The sequence below is a fragment of the Streptomyces sp. NPDC004065 genome (assembly GCF_044903565.1).
Taxonomy (GTDB): domain Bacteria; phylum Actinomycetota; class Actinomycetes; order Streptomycetales; family Streptomycetaceae; genus Streptomyces.
In genome coordinates, this window is sequence record NZ_JBJDQT010000077.1 from 1 (window position 1) to 1160 (window position 1160).

The 1160-nt window shown below is 65.3% G+C and carries 1 protein-coding gene; it reads right to left on the reverse strand.

Annotated features, from left to right (window positions below; translation table 11 throughout):
- Entirely contained in the window at positions 1-1122 is a 1122-nt protein-coding gene (locus tag ACI2LW_RS33700; RefSeq protein ID WP_404735062.1) for an IS630 family transposase, read from the reverse strand.
- Positions 1123-1160 lie beyond the last annotated feature (38 nt).

The window sequence follows — 1160 nt, forward strand, 5'->3', positions numbered from 1 at the left end:
CTAGTGTCCTGCGCCGGAGATCCGTCGGCAGAATCGTGCGAGGGATTCGAGGATCTCCTCGGCGGTCTTGGTCCAGATGAACGGCTTGGGGTCTGCATTCCAGTTCTTGACCCAGGCGCGGATGTCGGCTTCGAGGCTCTGGACATTCTTGTGTGCGCCGCGGCGGATCTTCTGGTCGGCCAGGAACCCGAACCACCGCTCGACCTGGTTGATCCACGAGGAGCCGGTCGGGGTGAAGTGCATATGGAAGCGCGGGTGCTTGGACAGCCATGTCCTGATCGCGGGTGTCTTGTGGGTGCCGTAGTTGTCGCAGATCAGGTGGATCTGCAGGTGTGCGGGCACCTCTTTGTCGATCCGGATCAGGAACTTCTTGAACTCCGTCGCCCGGTGCCGGCGGTGCAGGGAGCTGATGACCTCGCCGGTGGCGACGTCGAACGCGGCGAACAAGGTGGTCAGCCCGTTGCGGACGTAGTCGTGGGTGCGCCGCTCGGGCATGCCCGGCATTATCGGCAGCACCGGCTGGGAGCGGTCCAGGGCTTGGATCTGGGACTTCTCGTCCACCGACAGAACCACCGCGCCCTCGGGCGGGTTGAAGTACAGCCCGACGACGTCGTAGACCTTGTCCACGAAGAACGGGTCCGTGGACAGCTTGAAGGTGTCTGTCAGGTGCGGCTTGAGCTGGAACTTCCGCCAGATCCGACCGATGGTGGACTTGGACAGGCCGCTGTGCTCGGCCATCGATTTCCGCGACCAGTGCGTGGCGTTCTTCGGGATCTCCTCCAAGGTGGCGACCACCACCGCCTCCACCTGGTCAACGCTGATGGTGGGTGGCCGGCCCGGCCGGGGCTCGTCGGCCAGGCCGTCCAGCCGCTCGGCGAGGAACCGCCGTCGCCACTTGCGGACCGTGTCCGCGGAAATCCGCAGGTTGCGGGCCACCTCGACGATCGGCGGGACATCAGGACCGGCACACGCCAGAACAATCCGCGCGCGTAACGCGAGCGCCTGGGCGGAGTTGGCCCGCCTCGTCCAGCGTTCCAGCACAGCACGCTCGTCATCGCCCAGCAGCAGCGGTTCCAACTTCGGACCACGACGCGGCACCGGCACCCCGGCAGAAGAACTCATACGAGATCTAACGACGGACTACCGGCGCAGGACACTAG